Below are 18,988 nucleotides of genomic sequence, written 5' to 3' on the forward strand. Positions count from 1 at the left end.
CCTGGTTCGGCGGTCACGGGTCGTCCTGTCCAGTGTGGTGGACGGGCGCTGCGGAAGCACGTTCTTGAGGTCGGTTGGTTCTCGAAGAAACTGTTTGACGTTGCTTGCGCTCCATAATCTTGCCACGTACTGTAAGCGACCAACGACCCAGCGCATTGATTTGGGGGTATGCGGGTGAGTCTTCGACAAACCGGAACGATCCCGGCTGAGCAGCCGGCCGAGGTCATGGACGTGGTCGTGGCCGGCGCGCACGGCGGTGCCGGGACCTCCACGCTGGCCGCGTTGCTGCCCGCGGCGTGGGACATGGGCTCGATCGGCCAGCTGCTGGATCTCGGCCAGGCGCCGCTGCAGGCCAAGGGGCGTCCGGTGTTGCTGGCGGCGCGCAACACCGCGGTGGCGGCCACGCACGCCACCGCTGCGATCGGTGCGCTGCACGAGTGGGGCGAGCGCGTGACCGTGCTGGCGATCGTCAGTGACGGCGGTCCGGAGTCGCGGGACGCGACGGCCCGGTACGGACTGCTGACGGCGCGGGTCGGTGGCGTGGTGCGCGTCCCGCACGTGCGGACGTTGCGGCTCGTCGAGGATCCCTCGACGGTCGCGCTGCCGGGCAAGGCGCACCAGGCCCTCGCTGAGATCCGGCGCCTGGTCAGTGAGGAGCGCCGATGACTCTGGTCTCGTCGATGCTCGCCGCGGTCCTGCTCGTGGGCGCGGATGTCGATGTGCCCGATCCGCCCCCGGCTCCCCCGCCTGGGCTCGATAGCAAGATGGAGACGCTGCTGTCGTGGGGCAAATGGGGTGTGCTGATCTGCGGCGTCGCCGGCCTGTTCATCTGCGCTGGTCAGATGGCCATCGGTCGCAAGAACCGGTCCACGTTCGCCGCTGATGGAGCGACCGGCATCCCGTGGGTGCTGGGCGGGCTGAGTCTGGCGGCGACGGCGGCTCCGATCGTCGGGGTGTTCTTCAAATGACCCGGGCGAACGACACGAAGTCGTCGGACAACGTCGTTTGGTGGCGTCGCGGCCCGGTGATCGCGGCGTCGGTGATCGGCGGCGGAGTGCTGGTCGGGCTTCTGGCGCCTCCGGTCTTCAGGACGCCTCCCGCGACGACTCCGGTGATCGTGCGAACGACGGCGCGAGCCGGGCAGATGGTCAGCGCGCCGCAAGTCTCTTTCGCCGGGGTGGCGTGGCGGGACTACCACGGCGTTCTGCTGCCTTACTCCGCTGCGGACGGGCCACGCGACACCGCCGGCGGGCTGGCCTCGGGGTTCGCGAGGACGCCGCGCGGGGCTCTGCTGGCCGCGATCCATATCGCGGTGCGCGCCAACGTGCAGTGGGGCAGCGACGTGTTCGGGCCGACCATCGAGCGGCAGGTCACTGGCCCCGACACTCGTGCCCTGCTTGATGCGACGCGCGAGGCCTATGAACGGCTGAAGGGCCGTCGTCCCGATGGTGCTGTGCTCGGCCGCGGCTACGTCGTGCTGGAGGCGTTCCGTTGGCAGGGCTACTCCTCCGAGGCGGCGAGCCTGGATCTGGTGTCAGCAGGGCCGGGCGACAGCGATGTGACGGCCCGCGCCGTGACCCGGCTCCAGCTGCAATGGCAGGACGGTGACTGGCGTCTCCTGGCTCCCCCGGGCGGGACATGGGCCGGGGCAGCGTCTTCCATCGACTCGCCGGACGGCTATGTGCCCCTCCCGAACGGGGGCGCCTGATGTTTCCGCTCGATCCGTGTTCACCGGTTATGGACCCGGCCTGCGTCCAGCCGGTCGACAACGATGGCCACGGCGGCGGAAGCCCGTTCCTGCCCGGGATACCCGACATCCCGGCCATGGTCGGCGGGCACATGCTGGACGAGGCCGCCAAGTCGTTCCAGTCGGCGGTCGGCTGGCTGATCTCCAACACCGCCGCCTGGTGGGTCAAGACCCCCTCCCCCGACCTGGAGGGCGAACCGGCGATCGGATACCTCCAACTCCTAGTCCAGCCGCTGACGGTCGCGGTCGCGGCACTGGCGTTGCTGGCGGTCGCCGCGCGCATGGCGCTGTCGCGCAAGGCGGTTCCGCTGATTGACGCCGGACGCGGCCTGGTCGTGCTCGCGGCGGTCACCGTGATCGGCACCGTCCTTCCGAATCTGCTGCTGCAGTGGGGTGACCAGTGGTCCGGCTGGGTGCTGAACGCCTCCTCGCAGGGTGACTTCGCCAAGCGGATGGCCCAGATCGTGATGGTGCCGAGCGGGATACCGGCCGCGCTGGTCCTCATCCTCTGCCTCATCGCGCTGATCATCGGCATCATCCAGGCGGTCCTGCTGCTGTTCCGCGGAGCGGCGCTGGTCATCTTGGCCGGGCTGTTGCCGCTGGCTGCCGCAGGGATGATCACCACCTCGACCCGCTCCTGGTTCACCCGCGTCTCCGGCTGGATGCTCGCGCTGATCTTCTACAAGCCCGCAGCCGCAGCGGTGTATGCGACGGCGTTCACGCTCGTCGGCAAAGGCAAGGACCTGCGCGTGATCCTGATGGGGTTCGTGATGATGCTGATCAGCCTGATCGCCTTCCCGGTCCTGCTGAAGTTCTTCAACTGGACGACCGGCGGCACCGAATCCAGCACCGGCGGCGGGATCCTCGGCGCGCTGATGGGCAGCGCCACCGCGTTGGGCGCGTTGCGCGCCTACGGCGCCCTCGGCGCGGCAGGTGGACGCTCGGATTCGGCAGGCGAGCACGCCGACTACCTCAACCAGCAGCTCGGCGACCAAGGCCCACCAACGCAGCCGTCGTCCGGCAACAACCCCGCCGACCAGCCGCCCTCCCCGTCCGGCCACCCCCCTGGCACATCGGCACCGGCCGGCGGCCTCGGCCATCACGCTTCCGATCCAAGCGCCCCCGCAGGAACCAGCCATCCCGGCACCGACCATCCCGAGTCAAGCCAGCCCGCGCCGGACGGTCACGGGTGGGCTCCGCCCGACGGCGGTCACGGTGAACCGGTCGGACCGGCCGGCCTCCGCGTGGCCGACCGGGAACGCCGCCGCGGTGAGGACGCCGTCCGCTGGGCCGCCACCGGCGGCTTGGGCGGACCGACCGGCGCGGCCGGAGGAGGGGGTGGCGGCGGTGGAGCATGACATCCGCACCTACGGCGGCTGGCGACGCCGTCAGGGCATCGGTCTGCTCGGTCTGGACACCACCTCGACCTTCATCGCGCTCGGCACGGCGATGCTGCTCGTGCTGGTCGCGGCCACCGCCCCGCGGTTGCTGGTCTACCTGCTCCCGCCCGCGCTGATCGGTGGCGCGCTCAGTCTGATCCGGGTCGGTGGCGTGCCGCTGGCGCGGATCGTTCTGGCGCGGTGCCGCTGGCGTTGGGGCGTGTGGCGCGGCCACACCCGCTACCGGGCCGGCGTCGTCATCGACCACCCGCGCGCGTTCCAGCTCCCGGGCGTGCTCGCACCGCTGACATTGCTCAGTGCCGAGGACGGCTACGGCGGCCGGTACGGGATCGTGTGGGATCGACGCGCCGGGCTGTTGACCGCCACGCTCAGAGTCGTCCCCGCCTCGACCTGGCTTGCCGACCGCAGCGACGCCGACACCTGGGTCGCCTCCTGGGGCGGCTGGCTCGCCGCGCTCGGGCACATGCCCGCAGTGCGCTGGGTGAGCGTGACGGTCGACACCGCACCCGAGCCCGGCTCGACACTCGCCGACGCCGTCGACCGCGCCGTCGTGGACACCGCGCCGGAACCGGCCCGCACCATCATGAGCGAACTCGTCCGCACAGCTCCCGCCGCAGCCGCCGATGTCGACACCCGCGTCTCGATCACCTTCGATCCCAAGGCGTCCGCGGCCAGCCCGAAGGACCTGTTCGAGGCGGTCGCCGAACTGGGCCGCACGCTGGACGGGCTGGCGTCCCGGCTTGGCGGCTGCGGCGTGTCCGTGCTGGGACGCGCAACCGCAGCCGAGATCGCCGGGGCCGTGCGGATCGCCTTCGACCCCGACGCGCGCGGTGAGGTGAACCGGCTGCTCGCGCGCCCGAACTCAGAAGAGATCCTGTCGTGGGCTGATGCCGGGCCGGTCGCAGCGACCGAGCACACCACGCACTACGAGCACGACGGCGGGCACTCGGTGAGCTGGGCCTGGCACGAGCCACCCCGCCAGAACGTGCGCTCCGACGTCCTGGCCAGGCTGGTCGCGCCCGGCCCGTTCCCCAAGCGCGTCACCCTGCAATACCGAGCATTGCCCGCCGCAGCGGCGAGCCGCGTCCTGCAACAGGAAGTCAATGCGGCGGCGTTCCGCGCCCAGTTCCGGCGCCGCACCGGCCGCGAGGAGACCGCCCGCGACAGCTGGGACGCCGCCCGCGCCCGCCAGGCCGCCGCCGAGGAAGCCATGGGCGCCGGGGTCTGCCTGGTCTCGATGTACGCGACCGTCACCGTCACCGACCCCGGCCAGCTCCAACGCGCCGTGGCCCAGGTGGAGGCGTCGGCCGACTCGGCCAAGATCCGGCTCCGCCGCCTGTGGGGCAGCCAGGCCGCCGGATTCGCCACCACCCTGTCGTGCGGCATCTGCCCACCCGAACTGTCTCGCCGCCTCTTGCACTGAACCGGAGGAACCGAGCTTGCCCAACGCCGAAACCGCGGCAATGTCCGAGCCGCTCGCCCCGCCGTGGGGCTGGCGCGGCCCAGGTACCGGACGCGCCGCGCATGTCGAAGCCGCCCCGGAGTTCCAGGCCACCACCAGCCAAGTCTGCGGGCTGTACCCCTTCACCGCCGGCTCAGGAACACCCACCGCCGGAACCCCGATCGGACGCCACCAGCTCTGGGGCGAGGTCGTCTGCCTGGACCCGCTGGCCTGGCTCCGCGAGGGCCTGGTCACCAACCCGGGCATGTTCGTCCTCGGCCAGCCCGGCACCGGCAAATCAACCCTCGTCAAGCGCCTGGTCACCGGCGCGGTCGCGACCGGCACTACACCGATCATCCTCGGCGACACCAAACCCGACTACAGCCTGCTGGTCGAGTACCTGGGCGGCCAAGTCATCCGGGTCGGCCGCGGTTTCGACCGCATCAACCCTCTCGACGCCGGGCCCCTGGACCAGGCGCGGCAACGCCTCACTGGAGCCGACGCCGAAACCCTGCGGTGGGAAGTGCGGTCTCGTCGGCTCTCGCTGCTGCTGGCGTTGGCGACGCTCGTCCGCGAAGCCCGCATCACCAACGCCGAGGAAGTCGTTCTCGGCCGTGCCATCGACCTGCTCGACGAGCGCCTGGCCAATGACCCCACTGTCGTGGACGTCCTGCGCATCCTGGAGCAAGGGCCGGACGAGTTGCGCTCGGCGACCCGCACCGACTCCGCCGAGTCCTACCGGGCCCAGACCCGCGGCCTGGTCTTCACGCTCGACCTGCTCATCTCCGGGTCGCTCGCCGGTGTCTTCGACTCCCCCACCACCCGCCCGCTGAACCTGGACGCTCCGGCGATCAGCGTCGACATCTCGCGCGTGCGAGCCGCAGGTGACAAGCTCCTCACCGCCGCGATGCTGTGCACCTGGGCCTACGCGTTCGGCATGGTCGACGCCGCCACCGCCCTCGCCGACCTCGGCGCCGCCCCACGACGCTCCTACCTGGGCGTCATGGACGAACTGTGGCGGGCGCTGCGCGGCGCCCCGGGCCTGGTCGAGCACGTCGACGCTCTGACCCGCCTCAACCGCGCCAAAGGCATGGCCTCGATTATGATCACGCACTCGCTCGCCGACCTGGACGCCCTGGCCACCGAGGAAGACCGCGCAAAGGCCAAGGGCTTCGCCGACCGCTCTGCCATCACCGTGCTGGCCGGGCTCCCGCCACGCGAACTGGCCCGCGTCCACGAGATCACCCCGCTCACCGGCCCCGAACAGCGCCTGGTCACCTCCTGGTCGGCCCCCGACTCCTGGCAACCCGGCGCCCGCCACCCCGGGCGCGGCAAGTACCTCATCAAGACCGGCGAACGCCTCGGTATCCCCGTCGAACTCTCCCTCGTCGGCCCCGAAACCGACCTCTACGACACCGACCAGGCCATCAGAGGTGCTGGATGACACGCGCGCTGGGGCCGCGCGCATCGCTGTGGCATTCCAACGCGGGTGCCGGATGGCTGGTGCTGGCCGCCTGCTGGACACCCATCGTCGTCCTGTGGGTCGTGTGGATCGCTGCCAAGCTGTGTGCGGTCGCGACGGGCGGGACGGTCATGCCCTTCGGCTCCGATTTCGCGATCGCCCTCGCCAAGGGCCAGACCAGCGCCACGTGGCCGGGAACACCGACACCGCTGGTCCTTCTCATCCTCGCGCTCCTGGTCACCGCGCTGGTGTGCGGCGCCTGGGAGATCTGCTCGCGTATAGCTGCGCGCCTGCCCCAGCCTGGAGATGCTGTCGCCGCGCTCGCCGACAACCCGGGCCTGACCGCCCTCCAACCCGATGCGACCGCACGCAAGGCCATCGCCCTGAGACGATCTCTCGCCAAGTCCGCCCCAGAGGAGTTGGATCGGGACGACATCGGCCTCGTCCTGGGCGACGTCCTTCTCCCCGGCGAACGGCCCGGGCCGACGTTGTTCGCCTCGTTCGAGGACACCGTGGTCGCGTTCATGGCACCACGCTCGGGCAAGACGACCACCCAGTCGATCCCGCACGTCCTCTCCGCGCCGGGCCCCGTCATCGCGACCAGCAACAAGGCCGATCTGTGGTCGGCGATCGCGACCGTCCGCGCCAAGCGCACGGGCGGGAAGATCTGGCTGTTCGATCCGCAGCACATCACCTACCAGCCGCAAGCCTGGTGGTGGAACCCGCTCGCTGGCCTGTCCACCGTCGAGGACGCCCACCGGCTCGCCGGGCACTTCGTCCTCACCGTCGACGACGGCCAGAAGAAAGACCTGTGGGGGCCGGCAGCACAAGACCTGCTGTGCGCCTTGTTCCTGGCCGCCGCGACCTCCGGCCGCTCGCTCCATCACGTGGCGCAGTGGCTGGACGAGCCGGCCGTCCCCACGCCGATCGAGCTGCTCCAGAAAGCCGGTTTCCAGCTCATGGCCTCCTCGCTCAAAGGCACGCAGAACGGGGCCGTCGAGACGCGGGACGGCATCTACCAGACCGCTCGAACTGCGGCCAAGGCACTGCGCGACCAGGAGATCCTCGCCTGGGTCACCCCCGCCCGCGAGCTGCCGGTCTTCGACCCGGACGCGTTCGCGACCTCGCGCGACACGCTGTATCTGTTGTCGAAGTCGCTCTCGGCGGCGGCTCCGCTGATCGCCGCACTCACCGACACCACCATGCGTGCCGCCGAGCGCCGCGCCGAACAAGCCGGCGGACGTCTGGACCCGCCACTCATCGTCGCGCTGGACGAGGCCGCCAACATCTGCCGCATCGCCGACCTCCCGCAGCTCTACTCCCACCTCGGCTCACGCGGCATCATCCCGGTCACCATCCTGCAGAGCTACGAGCAGGGCGTCACCGTCTGGGGCGAGCCCGGCATGGCCGCCCTGTGGGGCGCCGCAACCCGCAAACTCATCGGCGCCGGCATCGACTCGCCCCGCCTCGTCCGCGACCTGGCGACCCTCATCGGGCAGCACGACGTGCCCGTCCGGTCCATCACCTACAGCGACGGACGCGCCAGCGAACAGATCTCACTGCGCCGCCAGGAAATCCTCGAAGCCGCCGACATCCGCGCCCTGCCCACCGGCACCGCCCTACTGCTCGCGACAGGCACCAAACCCGCCCTCATCCGCCTGCGCCCCTGGTACGCCGGACCGCACGCCGCAGCTATCAATCAGGCCATCAAGACCGCCGATATTGCCATCGCCGACGCCGCTCGCCGCCACTACCACCGCGACACCAACTGATCCCCTCACCCCCCGTGTCCATGAAAGGGCCCTGCATGCACACCTCGACCGCTCTGGAGGCTCCATGTCCCACCCCGACGCGCCACGCACGGACGGCCAACGTCTCAAGCCGCTGTACCCGGATGTCACCGCCTGGGTGACCCAGCACTTCGTCCCGATGTACCGGCGCACCCTCGGCGGCGAATTCCGCTGGTGCGCCGAATGGTGGCGGCACGGCGAGGCCATCTCCCGCCTCACCGCCCTGTGGTTCTCCTGGGAGGCGATGCGGCTGCAGGGCGCCACCGGCATGGCCCTGTGGTACCGCGACCACCTCGACCACCAGATCCCCGTCCTGCTGGGACCGCGCGGCCCCTTCTACCAGTGCACCGAGAACGAGCATCTGGCCCCGCACCAGGCACGCATCATCCCGGTCCCCGCATGGTGGCTGGGCGTCGACCAAGACGACCTCGCCGCAGCGGACGCATGAACCCGCCCAACACGCCGCGAAGCGCTGACCGGAGGCCTGCGTGACTGAACGCATGGAAGCCGTCGCCTTGGCGCTGGACGCCTACGAACAGCACCTGCTCGGGGACCTCGCCCATGGGCACCGCAACGACCGCGCAGAAGCCGAAGGGCTGATGCACGCCCTGGTCGTCGACCTCATCACCTACGGCGAGAGCAACCACCTGGACGTCGTCGACCTCCTGGACGCCCTCGTCCAAGCCCGCATCGACCGCGGCGGAGCCCTCATCAACCCTCGCTACAGCTTCCGCCTCAACACCGAAGTCCAGTTCCGCGACCAAGACGCCGACGACCACCGCGGCTTCATCACCGAACTGAAGTCATCCGGCTCCGGCCAGGACGCCGAATGCGTCCTGCGCGTCCCGGGGCTCATCGACCCCCAGCACACCACCACCTCACAACTCCGACCGGCCACCCGGCTGGCCCCTGTGCCGACTCGCACCCGCGGGACCGTCTTCTCCGCGCTGGAGGCCGAAGACACCATCATCGAGATCCTCGGCAAACTGACGAGCAAGCGGGACATCCCTCCTGCACCCGAGGTGGTCGCGGATCTAGAGGAGCTGTCCACCGCCCTGGCCACCTGGTCCGGCACGACACCCCAACGGGTCCAGCACTACCTCCGCTACCAAGCGAAAGTCTCCCTGCCGCCGGACGATCGCTCACCGGCCGCTCGCCGCGCCGCAGCCGCATTCCCGAACAGCATCGCCGCCAGCCTGGCCGCCGAGCAACCGACCGCGTCAACGACCCGCCCACCCGACCCACCGGGCACCAACCCCCATCCCCGCCTGAAGTGAGCCCGCCTTACCCCACTCAGTCATCCGGAGGAACTGAATGCGCGAGCATGACGAGGCAGTCGCCAACGCGCTCGACACCTACCAGCGGCAAGTCCTACCCGACGAGATCCCCAGCCACCGGGCCGACCCGCTGCTGGCCGAACTGCTCAGCAAATCGCTCATCGATCAACTCGTCCGCTACGCCGAGCGCCGGGACCTGAAAGTCGACAACACCTTGGCCCTGCTCTATCAGGAACGACTCGATCGCGGTGGGCGAGCCCACCACCCCATCGAACGCTTCCGGCTCGAAAGCGAGGTCCAGTTCCGGCAGGAACGGACCGCCAGCGGGGCCAAACCGCGGTTTCCGCTGTGGCGCGGCTTCATCACCGCACTGGCAGCCTCACCGGACGGCGGCGCACAGTGCACCGTCCGCGTGCCAGGCATTCACCAAGGTCTGCATGTCGCGGCGTCCGAACTGGAACCAGCCGATGCCTTCCCGCCGCTCCCCACGCGCACGGCGGGCGTTGTCATCAGCGCCCACGGCGCCGAGTCGACGATCATCGACATCGGCGTCCGGCTCAAGCGTGCCGCCGCCAGCGGCCTCGTCGCCGACGAGCAGGCGCTCACCGACCTTGCACAGCTGACCATGCGCTTGGGAGCGTGGTCCGGCGGCCGTCCCGACGCGATCATGCGTCACCTCCATGACCGCATACTGGCGGCCCTTCAGAAGCCGGCTCGGCCAGGCCGTGGACGATCTGAAGCACGGCTGTCCGCATCCGAGTTCCCCCAGGCCCCGGCTCCCTCACCTTCGCCCGACCCACCGCGCCACCCAAAGCCCAATCCAAACAACCATGACAACCCACGTAAGCGCTTCCCCTGAGCGAATCCCGCCCCCACCCCATTAGCCACCCGCGCCCGAACCCTTGGAGGCCGAATGGCCGAAGCCGGCGCGGAAGAGTTCGCCGAGTTCGGAGCCGCAGCGTTGGACTCCTTCCAGGCGCTCTTCCAGGAGACCGAGCATCTCGACCACCGCAGCAACGACGTCCACGCCCGCGAACTACTCGGCGACCTGCTGATCGACCTGATGCACTACGCCCAGCACCGCGGGCTGGAGTTCAACGACATCCTCGCCCAAGCCAACGGCTACTACCTCAGCGAACGCAACAGCCCCGACATCTACGCGATCGGCTCGACCGTCCAACTCCAGGGGCCGACCGCCGACGAGACAACTCTGATAGGGCGACCGGCCCGCGGCACCGTCACTGGAATACACGTCCCGCATGAGGGCCCGACCGAGTACTACGTCCACTTCCTCGGCGAGACCAGCAGCCGCAGCATCCTCGCCGCCGACCTGGAAGAAGCAACCCCGTTCCCGGCCACGTCCACCACAAAGGGCATCATCGATGACCCCCTTGTGGCCGAAGAAGCCCTCGTTGAGGCGGTGACCCGAATCGGGAGGGCCGACCTCAGCGGCGTCCCACCGCACCAGGACGACCTCAACGATCGCCAAGCCCTGCTCGAGGCCCTGGTGACCTGGAACGGCATGGACACCCGAGACGTCACCGACCTGCTGCTGGCCGAGGTCGAGCAACGACTCGCCCCTGTCCAGGCAGAGACCCCAGTCGAGGACACAGCGCTGAGCCCCAGCCAACTCGCGGCACAGGACTTCCCCATACCGCTGGAGCAAGGCCTCGCAGAGCACCACCCCGGCTCCCGCACGACCCCTCAATCCTCTGCTCCTGCCAGCAGGCGCACGGGCCCTCACCGATAAGCCACTACCTGGGAGAACGCATCACGCCGCATTCCAACGCTATTGATTAATAACAATCATTAAACCTTTCAAAGCTTATAGGCAACATCTCCTGATGCCCAAGGACGGGCGTCCCGACCACGGAGGTTCCGCTGAAGTACTTCTTCGACTACGCCGCCCGCCAGATCAAGACGGCCGACTCCCTGCCCGCGCTCCTCGCAGCCGCCTTCATGGGGATGGAACTGATCGAGCGCGCCACCACCGTCCTGGCCCAGGCCTCACCCGAGGACGCCTACCAGAGCGCACTCGCCGAGGCGAGCGACGCCTGGTGGGCCCTGGCCGACGCTCCCACCCTCACCTGGCCAGACCACTCCATGTCCGACACCGAGGTACCAGAGCTCGCCGAATCCATCGCCATCTTGGTGATGGTCGTCGCCCAAGCCATCCTCACCGTCGCCTCCAAGACCACCGACCCCGCCGATCGAGTGGCCTGCCTACGAGCGGCCCACCACGCCGGCAACGTCCACGCGGCCATGAAGTAGGCCCCAATGCCCCACAACGCCAAGCGCATCGAGCGCGCCACCCGCACCCTGACCGCCTACGAACTGGACGCCTTCCCAGGCAAACCTTCGCTACTGCAACGCGACCCCTTCTACACCGAGGCCCTCCTGGCTGCACTGGTCTGCGACCTGGAGCACTACGCCAACCACCACGGCATCAACTTCTCCGCCGTCATCAGCACCGGCCGCGCCCTCAACGCCGAAGAAGTGTCCGAGGACGCCCCCTACAAGCCCGGCGACCAGGCACGCCTCACACGGCAGGACGACCGCTGCGGCACCGTCATCGGCTGGCAGACCACCGGCACCCACGACGAGACCTCCTACCTCATCGCGGTCCCCGGCATCCCCTACATCTACGCCGAGCCAGCCACGTATCTGGCGCCCGCGCCCGCGTTCCCACCGACCGAAACCATCCTCGGCCCGGTGCACTCCGCCGACCAAGCCGAACAGCTCTACATCACCCTCACCAACCGGCTCCCACACACCCCGGCATCAAACCGCCCCAAGCTCGAACACGACCGCCAGCAGGTCCTGGCCGCGCTGAGCTCCTGGAGCGGCGTCCCCGAATCCCGCATCCACGACGAACTCCTCCCGCACTCAACTGCGGCGAGGTTCCACCAATCCGACACCCACGCTGCCGCCGCGGACTTCCCCACCGACCTTGGCCACAACCTCGCCACCCCACCGCCAACCGCCCCCGACCGCAAGCAGCCGCCGCCCGCGGCACGCGCCTCAACTCCCACCGCATAACCGCCGATCGGAATCCCCCATGTCCCCGACCAACCCACCGGTTCGCCATGGCAGCCCAACCATGCCGCCAGCACCAAGCCGACTCTCAGACCGGCTCACCCGTCCACCCGGAGGACACCGCGATGACGAACGAACGCCAACACCAGGACGTCCGCCAAGGCTGGTTCACCGAACTCCTCAACAGCGCCCTCAACGACCTCGCCCACGCCGAACGCGTCATCACCGCCTACGCCGCCCAACCGCCTGACGGCTTCATCACCTGGGGCATGGCCGAAGGCGAGGCCGTCCAAGCCCACCAAGCACTACGCCAAGCCCCATCCCTGCGCGCCACCCTCCCCGCCGACCACACCGGCCAGAACGCGACCGCCGACGCCCTGTTCGACCTCGCCCGCAAGACCTCCCAAAGCCTCGTCCGAGCCGCTGAACTAGCCAGCGATCCCGACGACAGGCTCGCCTGCCTCCAAGCCGCCCTGCACGCCGGACGCCTACGCGACGCACTCCGGTAACCGCCCATGGCCACGTTCGGCGAGATGACCAACCTCGCCAACGAACACCTCACCGACCTCCGAAACCAACTCCACCTGGCACGCTTCGAAAGAGACATCCGCAGCCGCACCACCGTGCCCGAACTGGCACGCCTCGCCCACGTCCTCGCCCGCTACCACGACCAGATCACCGACGGCTTCGGCGTCCCGCACCCAGCCAGCGCCGGTGTGCGGGTCGCCGCCCACCGCGCCGGGGACTTCATCAAGCAAGCCGAAGAACTCCTCGGTCCACCCGCAGACACCGAGACCCCCCGGTCGGCCCTGGCCCAGAAGCTTCGCGCCACCTCTATCGCCCTGGGCTGCGGCCTGGACCTCCTGTCCACACACTTCCCCACCGCCCACGACCATGCGGCCTCAGCAACCGCTGTCGTGATCGCAGCACCCGACAGCGCCCGCTCCCTACTGCACCAACTCAGCATCCACACTTCTACCGTCGGCCATCTAGCCTGGCGCACCGCAACCCCCACCAGTCAGGCCGGCGTACTGCTCCTGAAAGCCGCGTTCATCTCTCACATCCACAGCGAGAACCAGGCCTCACCTCCCATCACCGCCATCCAGCCCCAGCACACGCCAGACCGCATCCCCCCTGCAGTCGGCGAAAACGTCACTCAAGCCCTCGCCGGCATCGACGCCAGCATCCAGCGGCTCAGCAACCCCCAGACCATGACCTCGGTCACCACCTGGCGCTATCTCGCGCGAGCAGCGGCGATCATCTGCGACATCGATTCAAAAACCATCCGCCAACTGATCCACCGAATCGACGAACTGAACGAACCTGAGCGGCTACCCGCCCTCAAAGAGGCCGCCTCCCAGGTACAACACACCGGCCGCACCTGGAGAACCATCATCCGGCGCTGGGACGAGCACATCGGCCACTACGGCAACCCCGCCACCGGCCCGGCCACCGACGCCAGCGACCTCATCATCCGCCTGGGCCGCCTCATACACTCCGACCCCGCCTGGACACCAAGCCCTCAAGCATCCAGCCGACTGAAACCGCCCCATGAACTCGCCCCCGACCTCCACCAGGCGGCGTCCCTCGCCACCGTCACCCTCAAAACCATCGAAGGCTGCAACAACCTCGCCGCCCACCACCACGCCGCCATCAACGACGCAGCCGCAATAGGCGCAGTGAACCGGCACCAGAAATATCCAACCCACCTACCCCGCGTACCAGTATCAGTACGTCAACTCTCAACTCGTTATGACGCAGCCCGGATCCAAGGCAGCCATGCAATCACCACACTTGGCCAAGCAATCCAAGCTCTCACCTCCCCCAACCCAACCCCACGGGAGGTACGCCTAATAATCCGGCGGGCAACTCTTATTGACGAAGAAAATCAGCCCGTACTGGCCGCTAGCGCCTTCCCCACGCCACTCAGCGAACTCCTTTCCAGTTCAAACAACTGCGAGCGCACTCCAACTCCCATCCCTTTTTCCCACGTCGAGAATAGGTATCGGCGCTCGGGTCGGGACGATGGAAATGTCTGCTGAATGGCAGATCCGATGATCAATAAGATGCGAGGTGACCCACGGTCCTTGAGGATGAGTCCGCTGAGCGGCCGGCCCAGGAGCCGATACTGCGGCGTCGGATGCGCAGCCATTCACGATAACCTCCGTCGACCAGTACCGTGCCCCAGCGCGACGGTCTGCGAGGTTGCCTGGAACGACTCATCCCGTTCTCGACTCTCACCTCCGAACCTTCGCAAACGAGGAGCACACCGCCCCGATCGACCAGCAGGTCACGGAGCAAGGTCCCCCCCGACGTGGCAGGCTCGGCGGAAGGCCGAGCCTGCCCCCCGTTCACCACGGACGTCGCACCATCATGGCAACACTGAACACGGAACCTTCTGGACACGCTTTCTCCCGTTCGCCTGGAAGCCTTCAGCGTGGCAAAAGGACGAGCCGCGCAGGTGACGCGGTCCAGTTGGTGTCAGGAAGAGGAGGAACCGCCTCCGCGCCCGATGGCGCCCCCCACCGCGCGGATGAGGGAACGGGACTCCTCGTCGAATCGCCGTGGGAGGTTCACCTCGAGGATGCCGTTGCTGGCGAGTTGCCCGGCGAGACTGCTGAGGTAGTTCGCGGCTCTCACGACGTGGGCGGACGCATCGACGTCCTGGCCGGAATCCAGAAGGGCGCGCTTCTCGATCGCGTCCTGAAGCAACCGGGCGATCGCCTGGGAGATCTCGTCCCGGGTCACCGTTGGGAGGTCGGATCTGCTGAGGTGGCGAAGGAGGGTCTCGCACGAACGGACCAGCTCGGTGACCAGACGGAGGTCCCGGCTCGGGCCGAAACCGACGTCCGCCTGTATCCAGCGCTGCTGGAAAGCCGGGTACGAGGAGGGGGCGGCCTCGGCGATCGGGAAGTGAGGTAGTTCCAGCGGCCCGAGGCCGTTGAGCGCCGACCGGAAGCAGGGATGCACATGGAACTCGGTCTCGTTCGGCTGGATCGGCGCCTCCATGCCGCTCGCATAGACCACATGGTTTCCGCGCTTCACGCCGAGGAAGCTCACCGCGAAGAGCGCGTCGAGGACGCCCCGCGGGTTCAGGTGTTCGGCATACGCGGGGAACTCCTCGTGGAGGAAATCGCGCTGTGCCTCAAGGCGATTCTCCAGAGCCGACCGCATGACCACGTATCCAGTGTTCTCGAAGAGCGCGAACAGGCTCCTCAGGAACGGATAACTGACTAGGTACTCCTTGGCCAAGTCCTGAAGCTTCCACTGGGAGAACAAAAGGGTGGCCCGGACGACGTCGGCTTCCGTAATCCACCGGTGGCCCTGCTGGGCGGCGGTGTCCCGGCACACCGTCAGAAACTGGATGGCGTCCCGGGGGCGGGGCAGGCATCGGGAGAATAAGTAGTCGGCGGTGGGCTCACCCCCGACGTACCGGGGGAACACCTCGCCCCAGAACTGTTCCGGGGCCAGCACCCGCCCCAGCGAGGCCGAGGCGCGGGTGAGCGCGAGGTCCCGTAGCCCGCTCTGAGACCAGGTGATCCGGATCTCGTCGCTGTGGAACTTGTCGCCGTCGCCGAAGTTGAGGGTGTCGTAGATGTCGGAGCGCAGGAACAGCGTGCACCGCACCGCTTTCCGGTACTCACTCGTCACATGCTTGGCGGCGAGCAGCAGGCCTGTGACCATGGCGTGGCTGTCCGGGTCCACGGTCCACACCTGCTCCAACTGGTCGACCAGGAAGTGCAGCATCGGCTTCGCGCGTTCGGGATCGAGATCGTCGAACGCCGCCGCAACCCCGCGTTCCAGTACCTCGAGCTGGCGCGAGGCCAGCGCCCCCTCCGAGCCCTCCGCGTTGATGGACGCCTCCACGATCCCGAACGCCTTGAGCGAGAGCGACGCCGACTGCAGACGCCGCACACCGCGCCGCAGCCGATCGTAGAGTTGCTGCTCGTCCGCCTCGCCGTTCGCTTAAGTGACCCAAAGTGGTCATCTCGAGTCGTATTGATCCGCGCCCGACGGCGAGCCGCCGCTGCGCGCCGACCGGGTCTTCATTTGACGTGCTCGGGTTCGCGCCACTGGACGACGCCGCACCAGACCGCTGTTCCGGTTCGCCGCCGCCCACGAACGAGCAAGACGTCCTCCACTCGCGACGGGACAGACCGATGTTGCCTTTGGCAGGTATGTCACTGTCCGCGTTGGCTGTCTAGAGTTCGATACATGACGGATGGTCCTCGGATTACCCTGCAGACGATGCTCGTGCTGGACGCCATGCTCTCCGATCCGACCAAGCGACGCTTCGGGCTTGAACTGTGCGCAGAGACCGGCCAGCCCAGTGGAACCATCTACCCGATCCTTGCCCGGCTGGAGCGCTTCGGCTGGATCGAGGGCCATAAGGAGTCTGCGGCCGAGCACCTGACCGAGGGACGGCGTGCCCGCTACTACTACACGCTCACCGACGAGGGTGCTGTGCGGGCACGCACCGCACTGGAGCGGGCCCGGCGATCGCGCGGGCCGGGCGTCAACCTCCGGACGGCGACGCCATGACCGCTACCTTGGAAACCCTGCTCGCACAGCTGCCCGCCGACCTGCCGGTCACTGACCGTGACAGGATCCGGCGCGCGTACGAGTTCGCCGCCCGCCATCACGCAGGCCAACACCGCAAGAGCGGCGATCCCTACATCACCCATCCGCTGGCGGTCGCGCAGATCGCCGCCGGCTCAGGCCTGGACGACGTGGTCATCTGCGCCGCGCTGCTACACGACGTCATCGAGGACACCGGATGCGACGCCGTCCGGCTCCGCGAGCGGTTCGGCGACGAGATCGCCACCTTGGTCGAGAGCATGGTCGCGCTGGATCGCGACGAGGCGGGCATCGCCACCGCCGACCACCGCGTGCTCACACTGAAGGTGCTCGACAGGCTGCACAACATGAGGACCTTGCAGTACCTCGACGAGGACAAGCAGCGGCTCAAGTCCCGGCACACCCTGGAGGCAATGGCGCCGCTCGCCTGGCGGCTCGGCCTGCGCGACGTCTCCGACGAACTCACCTCGATCGCGCTGAATCGTCTGGCTGCTCTGCCCGAGACCGCCCCCGCAGGTCCCCGGGCACTGGCTCTCGGTGCGCTCCTGCTCCCGCCCGCGGCCAGGTCGCGTTATTTGGACGAATGGCTCGGCGAGCTCGATGTCCTGCCGAGCCGTTCTGCCCGGGCCCGATTCACGCTGCGCCTCATACTCGGTATGCCGGCACTTTCCCTGACGCTGCGACGCCCGGTGCACGACACGCTCGCTCACCGGCTTCTGGCCGGCCTCCACTGGATACTGCGAACCGACCTGCGTACGTGGACACCGCTGGTGCTCCTGGTCGGCTGGGTGGTCGTGGAGAGCGCGCGAACGAGTCTCGTCGATGCCGCGATAACCTTGATCACCGTGCCGCCCATCCTGCATGCTGGTGTCACCTGCCTGCGCGCGAAACTTGGCATCGACGAGTCGGATGAGACGTCCTCCCGGCAGGACTGAACCACCTGCATCACCGCTGTGTCCACGGCGGCACCAGGCCGGGAAGCTAGGCGAAAGCCTCGGCGACCAACTGGCAACCGCAGGCTCGGTCGCCCCCATCAACTGTCCCGGGACAAGGCTTCCGGGGAGCGCCTCGCACGCCGCTCCCTGAGCGATGATGAGGGCTGCGGCGATGCACTGCGAAGGCCCACGGGACTACGACCAGTCCGGGGCCACAGATGGAGCGGCTGATGTCGCCGACCCCCAGGGGCTTCGCCGGGGATCGTCCAGAGCATGGCGCCGCCGTCGCCACCGAGGCCCACTCGTATGGCCCGGACAAATGGGTCAGGTGGAGGAACTGCTGGAGCTTCCTGTCGTTCGGCAGGGACTCTGAATTCGACAGAACCGGCCATCCGAAGGCGAGGTCTTCGGCAGTGAGGGCGCCCGGCCTCTGCTCCGAGTCGGAAAAATCGCACTCGAGGTACAAGCAGCGTTCCATCGCTTCCCTCCTTTCTTTGGCATCGGGGGTCCTCCCCGGCGGTCGCGCGGATCGGGACCGGTCGTGCTCCCCGCGCGCGAGAATGGTCCTTGTGCCAGCGTCCACCATGGTTGGCGCGGGGTATGCTCCTCGCTGTCACCGACACACGCGCTGCGGCTACCAGCCCTTTGGCGTTCCGCTTCGCCGTATCAGCACTGCTATCGAGTCTGATCGTCGAAGGTCATGGGTTCTCGCTGTTGATAACGGCGGTAAAGACGGGCCAGGCCATCGAGAGGGAGCAGGGGCCATTGGGTGACGGCGCCGGTGATCTTGTCGATAACCAGAGTGGTAGCGGTCTCGACAGTAGGGACGGGCGGTGGTTCGGGGATGGTGACGGCGATGGGGATCGCCTGGTAGCCGTCCTCAAATTCTTGGATGTGAATGAGGATCGGGTTGTCTTGATGGCGGCACAGGCGGACGTGAGCGCTGTGCCAAGCCTCGGCGGTGCCGAGAGGGCGCGTGGCGGCTGGAGTTAGGGATGCCGCGCCGAGTGGTGCGAGGTAAAGGTCTGCATTAGAGGTTGCGGTCGGCTCGCCACCGTCGTTGGGGGATGGGTCCGCAGCCTCTAGCGTCGTCGTCAGCACATAGGTGGTGGTGCTGATCAGCTCTTGAGCTTGGCGGAGGAAGTCGAGGGTGGGGGCGTCGAGTTGGCGGGCGATCTCCGGGCGGGCGAGGAAGCGGGCAATGGCAGTGCGGTCGGCTCGTTCGGCGAGCATCCGAATCTTCTCGGCGCTTCGCCGCAGGCGAGCAAGACGGTCGGCTTCGATGTACATAGGTCCTCGTCCTGGCGTGCTGCTGCGGGTCG

18 protein-coding genes and 1 pseudogene are annotated in these 18,988 nt (G+C 68.3%); 17 read left to right on the top strand and 2 right to left on the bottom strand.

Annotation, left to right across the window (positions count from 1 at the left end; all coding sequences use genetic code 11):
• The first annotated feature begins 174 nt into the window (after window positions 1-174).
• From SM418_RS07470 to SM418_RS07540, 15 genes are all read left to right on the top strand, one after another.
• The gene (locus tag SM418_RS07470) at window positions 175-666 is read left to right on the top strand and encodes a hypothetical protein (RefSeq protein ID WP_371939918.1); all 492 of its coding nucleotides are present in this window, start codon (window positions 175-177) and stop codon (window positions 664-666) included.
• Window positions 663-968 (top strand): hypothetical protein, encoded by a 306-nt coding sequence (locus SM418_RS07475; RefSeq protein WP_371939919.1) that lies wholly within the window; start codon window positions 663-665, stop codon window positions 966-968. Before SM418_RS07470 ends, SM418_RS07475 begins: the two co-directional genes overlap by 4 nt.
• On the top strand, window positions 965-1,708 hold the full coding sequence (locus SM418_RS07480) for a DUF8175 domain-containg protein (protein WP_371939920.1): 744 nt from the start codon (window positions 965-967) through the stop codon (window positions 1,706-1,708). The genes SM418_RS07475 and SM418_RS07480 overlap by 4 nt, the downstream gene beginning before the upstream one ends.
• A 29-nt stretch (window positions 1,709-1,737) precedes the next feature.
• Window positions 1,738-3,105, top strand: a complete 1,368-nt coding sequence (locus SM418_RS07485) for a hypothetical protein (RefSeq protein ID WP_371939921.1) — start codon at window positions 1,738-1,740, stop codon at window positions 3,103-3,105.
• Window positions 3,095-4,570: an SCO6880 family protein gene (locus tag SM418_RS07490; protein WP_371939922.1), complete on the top strand. Its 1,476-nt coding sequence runs from the start codon at window positions 3,095-3,097 to the stop codon at window positions 4,568-4,570. The genes SM418_RS07485 and SM418_RS07490 overlap by 11 nt, the downstream gene beginning before the upstream one ends.
• Window positions 4,571-4,586: 16 nt before the next feature.
• Window positions 4,587-6,032, top strand: a complete 1,446-nt coding sequence (locus tag SM418_RS07495) for a putative type IV secretion/conjugal transfer ATPase (protein WP_371939923.1) — start codon at window positions 4,587-4,589, stop codon at window positions 6,030-6,032.
• Window positions 6,029-7,822: a type IV secretory system conjugative DNA transfer family protein gene (locus SM418_RS07500; RefSeq protein WP_371939924.1), complete on the top strand. Its 1,794-nt coding sequence runs from the start codon at window positions 6,029-6,031 to the stop codon at window positions 7,820-7,822. Before SM418_RS07495 ends, SM418_RS07500 begins: the two co-directional genes overlap by 4 nt.
• 64 nt (window positions 7,823-7,886) lie before the next feature.
• Window positions 7,887-8,288, top strand: coding sequence for a DUF4913 domain-containing protein (locus SM418_RS07505; RefSeq protein WP_371939925.1), 402 nt, complete (start codon window positions 7,887-7,889; stop codon window positions 8,286-8,288).
• A 40-nt stretch (window positions 8,289-8,328) separates the two neighbouring features.
• Entirely contained in the window at window positions 8,329-9,117 is a 789-nt protein-coding gene (locus SM418_RS07510; RefSeq protein WP_371939926.1) for a hypothetical protein, read from the top strand.
• A gap of 37 nt (window positions 9,118-9,154) precedes the next feature.
• Window positions 9,155-9,976 carry a hypothetical protein gene (locus SM418_RS07515; RefSeq protein WP_371939927.1) on the top strand — a complete coding sequence of 274 codons (822 nt, stop codon included), beginning with the start codon at window positions 9,155-9,157 and terminating at the stop codon, window positions 9,974-9,976.
• A gap of 54 nt (window positions 9,977-10,030) precedes the next feature.
• Window positions 10,031-10,867 (top strand): hypothetical protein, encoded by an 837-nt coding sequence (locus SM418_RS07520; protein WP_371939928.1) that lies wholly within the window; start codon window positions 10,031-10,033, stop codon window positions 10,865-10,867.
• Window positions 10,868-11,082: 215 nt separating this feature from the next.
• Window positions 11,083-11,388, top strand: coding sequence for a hypothetical protein (locus SM418_RS07525; protein ID WP_371939929.1), 306 nt, complete (start codon window positions 11,083-11,085; stop codon window positions 11,386-11,388).
• A gap of 6 nt (window positions 11,389-11,394) precedes the next feature.
• Entirely contained in the window at window positions 11,395-12,156 is a 762-nt protein-coding gene (locus SM418_RS07530) for a hypothetical protein (protein ID WP_371939930.1), read from the top strand.
• Window positions 12,157-12,278: 122 nt separating this feature from the next.
• Window positions 12,279-12,662 carry a hypothetical protein gene (locus tag SM418_RS07535; RefSeq protein WP_371939931.1) on the top strand — a complete coding sequence of 128 codons (384 nt, stop codon included), beginning with the start codon at window positions 12,279-12,281 and terminating at the stop codon, window positions 12,660-12,662.
• Window positions 12,663-12,668: 6 nt separating this feature from the next.
• Window positions 12,669-14,195 carry a hypothetical protein gene (locus SM418_RS07540; RefSeq protein ID WP_371939932.1) on the top strand — a complete coding sequence of 509 codons (1,527 nt, stop codon included), beginning with the start codon at window positions 12,669-12,671 and terminating at the stop codon, window positions 14,193-14,195.
• Window positions 14,196-14,634: 439 nt separating this feature from the next.
• Here the strand turns inward: SM418_RS07540 and SM418_RS07545 are convergent.
• Window positions 14,635-16,086, bottom strand: a pseudogene (locus SM418_RS07545) (P-loop ATPase, Sll1717 family); the annotation flags it as partial.
• Between the two features lie 282 nt (window positions 16,087-16,368).
• On the opposite strand from SM418_RS07545, the gene SM418_RS07550 reads away from it, so the two are divergent.
• Together SM418_RS07550 and SM418_RS07555 are read left to right on the top strand one after the other, a co-directional pair.
• Window positions 16,369-16,695, top strand: a complete 327-nt coding sequence (locus SM418_RS07550; protein WP_371939933.1) for a PadR family transcriptional regulator — start codon at window positions 16,369-16,371, stop codon at window positions 16,693-16,695.
• The gene (locus SM418_RS07555) at window positions 16,692-17,666 is read left to right on the top strand and encodes an HD domain-containing protein (protein ID WP_371939934.1); all 975 of its coding nucleotides are present in this window, start codon (window positions 16,692-16,694) and stop codon (window positions 17,664-17,666) included. Before SM418_RS07550 ends, SM418_RS07555 begins: the two co-directional genes overlap by 4 nt.
• Before the next feature lie 675 nt (window positions 17,667-18,341).
• On the opposite strand, the gene SM418_RS07560 is transcribed toward SM418_RS07555, so the two are convergent.
• A complete protein-coding gene (locus SM418_RS07560; RefSeq protein ID WP_371939935.1) occupies window positions 18,342-18,956 on the bottom strand; it encodes an SUKH-4 family immunity protein in 615 nt (204 codons plus the stop codon).
• Window positions 18,957-18,988 lie beyond the last annotated feature (32 nt).

The sequence above is a fragment of the Actinomadura chokoriensis genome, assembly GCF_041463665.1.
Lineage (GTDB): Bacteria > Actinomycetota > Actinomycetes > Streptosporangiales > Streptosporangiaceae > Spirillospora > Spirillospora chokoriensis_A.

Coding starts and splice junctions, on each gene's coding strand:
- SM418_RS07540 (WP_371939932.1), top strand. CDS start 12,669: ATGGCCACGTTCGGCGAGATGACCAACCTCGCCAACGAACACCTCACC.
- SM418_RS07550 (WP_371939933.1), top strand. CDS start 16,369: ATGACGGATGGTCCTCGGATTACCCTGCAGACGATGCTCGTGCTGGAC.
- SM418_RS07520 (WP_371939928.1), top strand. CDS start 10,031: ATGGCCGAAGCCGGCGCGGAAGAGTTCGCCGAGTTCGGAGCCGCAGCG.
- SM418_RS07500 (WP_371939924.1), top strand. CDS start 6,029: ATGACACGCGCGCTGGGGCCGCGCGCATCGCTGTGGCATTCCAACGCG.
- SM418_RS07485 (WP_371939921.1), top strand. CDS start 1,738: ATGGACCCGGCCTGCGTCCAGCCGGTCGACAACGATGGCCACGGCGGC.
- SM418_RS07515 (WP_371939927.1), top strand. CDS start 9,155: ATGCGCGAGCATGACGAGGCAGTCGCCAACGCGCTCGACACCTACCAG.
- SM418_RS07505 (WP_371939925.1), top strand. CDS start 7,887: ATGTCCCACCCCGACGCGCCACGCACGGACGGCCAACGTCTCAAGCCG.
- SM418_RS07525 (WP_371939929.1), top strand. CDS start 11,083: ATGGAACTGATCGAGCGCGCCACCACCGTCCTGGCCCAGGCCTCACCC.
- SM418_RS07475 (WP_371939919.1), top strand. CDS start 663: ATGACTCTGGTCTCGTCGATGCTCGCCGCGGTCCTGCTCGTGGGCGCG.
- SM418_RS07530 (WP_371939930.1), top strand. CDS start 11,395: ATGCCCCACAACGCCAAGCGCATCGAGCGCGCCACCCGCACCCTGACC.
- SM418_RS07480 (WP_371939920.1), top strand. CDS start 965: ATGACCCGGGCGAACGACACGAAGTCGTCGGACAACGTCGTTTGGTGG.
- SM418_RS07535 (WP_371939931.1), top strand. CDS start 12,279: ATGACGAACGAACGCCAACACCAGGACGTCCGCCAAGGCTGGTTCACC.
- SM418_RS07555 (WP_371939934.1), top strand. CDS start 16,692: ATGACCGCTACCTTGGAAACCCTGCTCGCACAGCTGCCCGCCGACCTG.
- SM418_RS07560 (WP_371939935.1), bottom strand. CDS start 18,956: ATGTACATCGAAGCCGACCGTCTTGCTCGCCTGCGGCGAAGCGCCGAG.